Raw genomic sequence first — 5,636 nt, forward strand, 5'->3', positions numbered from 1 at the left:
TGATTTCCCGCGCCGCAAAAGCAAAACCCCCACCAGTTTGCACTGATGGGGGTTGGCTTCAATAAATAGCCTGACGATGACCTACTTTCACACGGGAATCCGCACTATCATCGGCGCTGACTCGTTTCACTGTCCTGTTCGGGATGGGAAGGAGTGGGACCAAGTCGCTATGGTCGTCAGGCTTGACGGGTTGGCTTACTGGCACGGCCAATAAACCCAATTCGTAGAGTCAGCAGAGGTTTTCTGCACACTGCATTTTGCAGCGGAATCAGCTATTTGATTGCGTCTCCAGACTTCTGAAGAACAGCATAACTTGAACACTCACCTTGATCTGCAGTTTGCAGTCAAAGTTATAGGGTCAAGCCTCACGGGCAATTAGTACTGGTTAGCTTAACGCATTACTGCGCTTCCACACCCAGCCTATCAACGTCCTGGTCTCGAACGACCCTTCAGGGGGCTCAAGGCCCCGGCAAGACTCATCTTGAGACGAGTTTCCCGCTTAGATGCTTTCAGCGGTTATCTCTTCCGCACTTAGCTACTCGGCAATGCCACTGGCGTGACAACCGATACACCAGAGGTGCGTCCACTCCGGTCCTCTCGTACTAGGAGCAGGCTCTCTCAATCTTGCAGCGCCCACGGAAGATAGGGACCAAACTGTCTCACGACGTTTTAAACCCAGCTCACGTACCTCTTTAAATGGCGAACAGCCATACCCTTGGGACCGGCTACAGCCCCAGGATGAGATGAGCCGACATCGAGGTGCCAAACACCGCCGTCGATATGAACTCTTGGGCGGTATCAGCCTGTTATCCCCAGAGTACCTTTTATCCGTTGAGCGATGGCCCTTCCATACAGAACCACCGGATCACTTTGTCCTACTTTCGTACCTGCTCGACTTGTCAGTCTCGCAGTCAAGCACGCTTATGCCAATGCACTATCGTCACGATTTCCGACCGTAACTAGCGTACCTTCGAACTCCTCCGTTACACTTTGGGAGGAGACCGCCCCAGTCAAACTGCCCACCATACACTGTCCCCATCCCGGATAACGGGACAAGGTTAGAACCTCAAACACACCAGGGTGGTATTTCAACGTTGGCTCCATAAGATCTAGCGACCTTACTTCAAAGCCTCCCACCTATCCTACACAGATCTGTTCAAAGTCCAATGTAAAGCTACAGTAAAGGTTCATGGGGTCTTTCCGTCTTTCCGCGGGGAGATTGCATCATCACAAACATTTCAACTTCGCTGAGTCTCTGGAGGAGACAGTGTGGCCATCATTACTCCATTCGTGCAGGTCGGAACTTACCCGACAAGGAATTTCGCTACCTTAGGACCGTTATAGTTACGGCCGCCGTTTACTGGGACTTCAGTCAAGAGCTTGCACCCCATCATTTAATCTTCCAGCACCGGGCAGGAGTCACACCCTATACGTCGACTTTCGTCTTTGCAGAGTGCTGTGTTTTTAATAAACAGTTGCAGCCACCGATTCTCTGCGGCCTCATTGGGCTCCCCAAGTAAATGGTTCACCTACTAAAGGCACACCTTCTTCCGAAGTTACGGTGTCAATTTGCCGAGTTCCTTCTCCAGAGTTCTCTCAAGCGCCTTAGAATACTCATCTCGCGCACCAGTGTCGGTTTGCGGTACGGTCGTCAATAGCTGAAGCTTAGTGGCTTTTCCTGGAAGCAGGGTATCACTCACTTCGTCTGCAAGCAGACTCGTTATCACCCCTCATCTAAGCCCGGCGGATTTGCCTACCAGGCACGACTACAGGCTTGAACCGGGACATCCAACACCCGGCTGAGCTAACCTTCTCCGTCCCCACATCGCACTATTGATCGGTACAGGAATATTGACCTGTTTCCCATCAGCTACGCATCTCTGCCTCGCCTTAGGGGCCGACTCACCCTACGCCGATGAACGTTGCGTAGGAAACCTTGCGCTTTCGGCGAGGGGGCTTTTCACCCCCTTTAACGCTACTCATGTCAGCATTCGCACTTCTGATACCTCCAGCAGGCTTCACAACCCACCTTCACAGGCTTACAGAACGCTCTCCTACCACGCATATTGCTATGCATCCGCAGCTTCGGTAACTGGCTTAGCCCCGTTACATCTTCCGCGCAGGACGACTCGATCAGTGAGCTATTACGCTTTCTTTAAATGATGGCTGCTTCTAAGCCAACATCCTGACTGTTTTAGCCTTCCCACTTCGTTTCCCACTTAGCCAATTTTAGGGACCTTAGCTGGCGGTCTGGGTTGTTTCCCTCTTGAGTCCGGACGTTAGCACCCGGTGCTCTGTCTCCCAAGCTGTACTCTGCGGTATTCGGAGTTTGCATAGGTTTGGTAAGTCGCCATGACCCCCTAGCCTAAACAGTGCTCTACCCCCGCAGGTAATACTTGAGGCACTACCTAAATAGTTTTCGGAGAGAACCAGCTATTTCCAAGTTTGTTTAGCCTTTCACCCCTATCCACAGCTCATCCGCTAGTTTTGCAACACTAGTCGGTTCGGACCTCCAGCACCTGTTACGGTACCTTCATCCTGGCCATGGATAGATCACTTGGTTTCGGGTCTACACCCAGCGACTATTCGCCCTATTCGGACTCGATTTCTCTACGGCTTCCCTATTCGGTTAACCTCGCCACTGAATGTAAGTCGCTGACCCATTATACAAAAGGTACGCCGTCACCCTTTCGGGCTCCGACTTTTTGTATGCATGCGGTTTCAGGATCTATTTCACTCCCCTCCCGGGGTTCTTTTCGCCTTTCCCTCACGGTACTTGTTCACTATCGGTCGATTACGAGTATTTAGCCTTGGAGGATGGTCCCCCCATATTCAGACAGGATTTCACGTGTCCCGCCCTACTCTATTCGCGCCTAGTTCCACAATCTACATTTCTCATACGGGGCTATCACCCGCTGTGGCCGGACTTTCCATTCCGTTCTGATATGCAAACTGCTAAAACGCGAGGGCTACTCCGATTTCGCTCGCCACTACTTTCGGAATCTCGGTTGATGTCTTTTCCTCGAGCTACTGAGATGTTTCAGTTCACCCGGTTCGCTTCATTACCCTATGTATTCAGATAATGATGACCTTACGGTCGGGTTTCCCCATTCGGAAATCTCCGGATCAAAGCTAATTTGCCAGCTCCCCGAAGCTTATCGCAGGCTATCACGTCCTTCGTCGCCTGTAATCGCCAAGGCATCCACCACATGCACTTAGTCACTTGACCCTATAACTTTGACAGCGCTGACTGCACTGTCGTCAAGGACTCAATTCAGATCTGAATTCAATTCAGTATCCAAACTGTTTTTGAGTATTCACGCGTTACGCCGTTCTTCAAATATCTAAGCAATTTCTTGCTCAGTTGAAGTCTATGTTTGACGCAATCAAATAGTTGCCGACGGCACGGTGCATCTTTCAATGCTTTCCGCCGACAACGCTGATTCGACTCTACAAATTGTTAAAGAACAACAGCCGATCTTTCGATCAAGACTGGCAAACCTCAGAAGAACATCTCGTTCCGCTGAGGTTTGCCAACCTTCTGATGAGTGAACTGGTGGAGGATGACGGGATCGAACCGACGACCCCCTGCTTGCAAAGCAGGTGCTCTCCCAGCTGAGCTAATCCCCCGTTCAGATTTCTCTGACTACCGTGGTGGGTCTGGCTGGATTCGAACCAGCGACCCCCGCCTTATCAAGACGGTGCTCTAACCGACTGAGCTACAGACCCACGCGTAATTCTGCGTAGCCCGTTTCATCACCAGCCTGCCGAGGCCAGCTCGCCAGGCTCACGCGATATTCACTCACTGTTGTATGTTCGCAGCCGATAAGTGTGGGCGCTTAAAGCAAAGTGCTTGAGCTTTCGCTCTTAGTTGATCTTGCTCTGCATGCTCCTGAGAACATACGAGGCGCGATCTATCTAGAAAGGAGGTGATCCAGCCGCACCTTCCGATACGGCTACCTTGTTACGACTTCACCCCAGTCACGAACCCTGCCGTGGTAATCGCCCTCCTTGCGGTTAGGCTAACTACTTCTGGCAGAACCCGCTCCCATGGTGTGACGGGCGGTGTGTACAAGACCCGGGAACGTATTCACCGCGGCAAGCTGATCCGCGATTACTAGCGATTCCGACTTCACGCAGTCGAGTTGCAGACTACGATCCGGACTACGACCGGGTTTCTGGGATTAGCTCCCCCTCGCGGGTTGGCAGCCCTCTGTCCCGGCCATTGTATGACGTGTGTAGCCCTACCCATAAGGGCCATGATGACCTGACGTCATCCCCACCTTCCTCCGGTTTGTCACCGGCAGTCTCATTAGAGTGCCCTTTCGTAGCAACTAATGACAAGGGTTGCGCTCGTTGCGGGACTTAACCCAACATCTCACGACACGAGCTGACGACGGCCATGCAGCACCTGTGTCCAGGCTCTCTTTCGAGCACTCCCAAATCTCTTCAGGATTCCTGGCATGTCAAGGGTAGGTAAGGTTTTTCGCGTTGCATCGAATTAAACCACATCATCCACCGCTTGTGCGGGTCCCCGTCAATTCCTTTGAGTTTCAACCTTGCGGCCGTACTCCCCAGGCGGTCAACTTCACGCGTTAGCTTCGTTACTGAGAAGAAACCCTCCCAACAACCAGTTGACATCGTTTAGGGCGTGGACTACCAGGGTATCTAATCCTGTTTGCTCCCCACGCTTTCGTGCATGAGCGTCAGTACAGGTCCAGGGGATTGCCTTCGCCATCGGTGTTCCTCCGCATATCTACGCATTTCACTGCTACACGCGGAATTCCATCCCCCTCTACCGTACTCTAGCTATGCAGTCACAAAGGCAGTTCCCAGGTTGAGCCCGGGGATTTCACCTCTGTCTTGCATAACCGCCTGCGCACGCTTTACGCCCAGTAATTCCGATTAACGCTTGCACCCTACGTATTACCGCGGCTGCTGGCACGTAGTTAGCCGGTGCTTATTCTTCAGGTACCGTCATGAGTCCCAGGTATTAACCAGAACCTTTTCTTCCCTGACAAAAGCGGTTTACAACCCGAAGGCCTTCTTCCCGCACGCGGCATGGCTGGATCAGGCTTGCGCCCATTGTCCAAAATTCCCCACTGCTGCCTCCCGTAGGAGTCTGGGCCGTGTCTCAGTCCCAGTGTGGCTGGTCGTCCTCTCAGACCAGCTACAGATCGTTGGCTTGGTGAGCCTTTACCCCACCAACTACCTAATCTGATATCGGCCGCTCCAATCGCGCGAGGTCTTGCGATCCCCCGCTTTCACCCTCAGGTCGTATGCGGTATTAGCTGCTCTTTCGAGCAGTTATCCCCCACGACTGGGCACGTTCCGATACATTACTCACCCGTTCGCCACTCGTCAGCTTAACCTGTTACCGTTCGACTTGCATGTGTAAGGCATGCCGCCAGCGTTCAATCTGAGCCAGGATCAAACTCTACAGTTCGATCTTGAATTTACTCAACGGAATCGAACAAAGACTATTTGCATAGCTTCATTCTCTTTCCGTGAGCGTTTAAAGTCCGAAGGACCGTCATCAGTCACCTGACAACATCACTTCGCCTCAAACGCCCACGCTTATCGGCTGCTAATTCTTAAAGAACATCCGCATCACTCAGAACTTGCGCCCTTCGTTT

2 tRNA genes and 3 rRNA genes are annotated in these 5,636 nt (G+C 52.1%); all 5 read right to left on the reverse strand.

Going from position 1 to position 5,636, the window contains the following annotated elements:
* Positions 1–68: 68 nt before the first annotated feature.
* Positions 69–181, reverse strand: a 5S ribosomal RNA gene (gene rrf, locus ACG01O_RS22175).
* A gap of 173 nt (positions 182–354) precedes the next feature.
* Positions 355–3,229: ribosomal RNA gene (locus ACG01O_RS22180) — 23S ribosomal RNA — on the reverse strand.
* 325 nt (positions 3,230–3,554) lie between these two features.
* Positions 3,555–3,630 (reverse strand) — tRNA-Ala (locus ACG01O_RS22185).
* Positions 3,631–3,652: 22 nt separating this feature from the next.
* Positions 3,653–3,729, reverse strand: a tRNA-Ile gene (locus ACG01O_RS22190).
* 193 nt (positions 3,730–3,922) lie between these two features.
* Positions 3,923–5,446: ribosomal RNA gene (locus ACG01O_RS22195) — 16S ribosomal RNA — on the reverse strand.
* The 16S, 23S and 5S rRNA genes sit together here with 2 tRNA genes alongside, the layout of an rRNA operon.
* Positions 5,447–5,636 lie beyond the last annotated feature (190 nt).

The organism is Pelomonas baiyunensis (assembly GCF_043555935.1).
GTDB classification, from domain to species: Bacteria; Pseudomonadota; Gammaproteobacteria; order Burkholderiales; family Burkholderiaceae_C; genus Pelomonas; species Pelomonas baiyunensis.